Origin of the sequence: Elstera cyanobacteriorum (assembly GCF_002251735.1) — a bacterium.
Classification (GTDB): domain Bacteria; phylum Pseudomonadota; class Alphaproteobacteria; order Elsterales; family Elsteraceae; genus Elstera; species Elstera cyanobacteriorum.
Genome location: NZ_NOXS01000009.1, coordinates 1 through 2,406, shown reverse-complemented (window position 1 = coordinate 2,406; position 2,406 = coordinate 1). Strand labels below are relative to the sequence as shown.

Sequence of the window (2,406 nt, the reverse complement as noted above, 5' to 3'; positions counted from 1 at the left end):
AACGGCATCGCTTTCAACGGCATCGCTTTCAACGGCATCGCTTTCAAGCGATTGTGACGCAAATCAACGCCTGTCAACGCCCTTCATTGCGACGGATTGGCATTGCAATGATTGTCATGCATATGCTTTTATATGCATGCATTTGCTTGTAAGGGAGTTCATTTCAATGCCAGTGATCGCTGTGGCCAGCCCTAAAGGCGGGGCGGGGAAATCCACAACAGCACTCATCGTTGCAACGACATTAGCACAGAAGGGAGCCTCGGTGCTCCTGATTGATACCGACCCACAAAAAACCACCTACAAGTGGGCGAAAAACAGCCCAAGCAAATATGCTGGCATCGTGAAAGCGGTCGATGATCCTCGCGATCTTGTCTCCGTTATCGACGAAGCGTCAACGAACGTCCAGTTCGTGATTATCGATGTGCAAGGCCGAGCAACTCTTACCATGGGCCGCACCATGTCACGCTCAGACTTCGTCATTATACCGATGCAAGCAAAGACGCCCGACGCCGACGAAGCAGCGGTCGCAATCCAACTCATCCGCGACGAAGAACAAACCTTGCGCCGGGCCATCCCTCATAAGATTGTTTTGACGCGAACCAACACTGGCGTAATTAAAAAAGAAGAGCGGGAAAATATTGCCCGACTTGATGCGGCCGGAATCGGGCGCTTCCAAACGCACCTTAACGAGCGCACCGCGTTTTCGCGCATCCACAGTTATCAGCTATCGCTCACAGAACTAGATCCATCCGCCGTCAACGGATTGGAGCAAGCCATCGAGAATGCAGAACGATTCGTGGGCGAACTTCTTGATACTATCACCGGAGCTAACCAATAATGACCACCCCGCGTGACCCATTCGCCAATATCGCAAACATTAAGCCATCCGGCCCTAAAGAAACGACGCCTGCGCAAGACCAAGCGATTGCCGCAAAAGCGCAACAACGCGGTTTTGTCGATGACACGCCAGCACCACCACCCCAAGAAACCACCGCCCGGCGATATCGCCGCAAGCCCGGCGAAGTGCCAGAACCGACAACAAACGTCAGCTTCCGGCCCAAAGTCGCCGACTGGAATAAGTTTATGGAATTCGCCGAGCGCGAACGCCTCTCCCAGCCGGCGGCATTCAGCGAATTGATACGCCGAACACTGGCCGATTAAATCAAGACCAACCGGCAACTGCGGAGGAGGGCAGAGTGATGCTGCTCCAGAAACACCCGCTGCCAAGCCTTAGCAGGGCGAACCACTATATGGTCGTCCTGCACGCTCAATTCAGCCGCCTCAAACCAACTGCGATAGAAGCCTACTCCAACCGCTTCGAACACGCGGCGCCGCACCGGATCTTCCGGCGGTGTAATGGTTTCGAGGGGCTTCACGCCCAAGGGCAGGGCGATCTCACCTCCCGGATAAGCCTGGCCTGACCGCTCGGCCAGCAGCCGGGCAACTGACCGTTCGGGTGCGCAATCGCCAACCGCCTTGCGCAAGATCCCGNGCGATCTCACCTCCCGGATAAGCCTGGCCTGACCGCTCGGCCAGCAGCCGGGCAACTGACCGTTCGGGTGCGCAATCGCCAACCGCCTTGCGCAAGATCCCGGCCAGATAGGCGAGGGGGCCGCGCTTAAAATAACCCATTGGCCGCAGCAGCACTTCAGCAACTGCAAGCAACGCCCGGTGCGCATGGGTTGAGGCTGCGCGTTCCCAGAACTGCCGCTGCACGCCCTTCAGCCGCTCCCGCCGCAACCGATCCAGCGCGAGCCACGGGTTCCCATCCTTCGCGTCCGGATCGAGCGCCGCCACGGCCTTGTTGGCCAGCGCTTCCCAATCCGCCGGAGCATCCGTCACCGACAGCCCTGCATCTGGCGATTCAGCAGGTTCATTAATGACGACCGGTGTCGGCGCACGGCCAACGCCAATCGAACCGCTCGGCTCATCAACGACCTCGCGCAAGACCCGACGCTGCTCCCCACTGGGAGCATGGCCTACGTTGCGATGGCTGTAATTTGTAGATTTTTGATTATTAGAATCTCTATCTCTGAGTCGCGCGTCATTCGAGTCGCCCCCCTGGCGCGCAGAAGCGCTCTTGGGCCTTTGGAACCATTCCTCAAAGGCGTCGCCTAACCAAAAGACGTTCGGTTCGTTAAAGTCGCGCCGGATCTTCGTATGGTCGGTCGCCACGAGCCCCGCCACTTCCAGCAGCCTTAGGGCACGCTGAACGCTACGGCGGGCCATGCCCGTGGCTTCCGCAAGGGCCGCAATCGTCATCTTCACTTGGCGCAGCGGATAAGCAGCCCGCGCCAAAATGACCGCCACGGCACAGGCGGCCGGTCGGAACTCCACAAGCACCTTGAGCGGTCCGGGCAGGGCCTCCGCCAAGATACGGGTATTGAGCGACGGCGCGCGAACCCC

The 2,406-nt window shown here is 58.5% G+C and carries 2 protein-coding genes; both read left to right on the top strand.

Features of this window, described 5'->3' with window-relative positions; translation table 11 throughout:
• Positions 1-838: ParA family protein (locus tag CHR90_RS00210; protein ID WP_141210827.1), on the top strand; the 838-nt coding region annotated here is incomplete at its 5' end.
• Positions 838-1,161 carry a hypothetical protein gene (locus CHR90_RS00205; protein ID WP_094406522.1) on the top strand — a complete coding sequence of 108 codons (324 nt, stop codon included), beginning with the start codon at positions 838-840 and terminating at the stop codon, positions 1,159-1,161. The genes CHR90_RS00210 and CHR90_RS00205, both read left to right, overlap by 1 nt.
• Positions 1,162-2,406 lie beyond the last annotated feature (1,245 nt).

What these genes read in the sequence shown, in the direction of transcription:
- CHR90_RS00205 (WP_094406522.1), top strand. Translation starts at nt 838, where the DNA reads ATGACCACCCCGCGTGACCCATTCGCCAATATCGCAAACATTAAGCCA.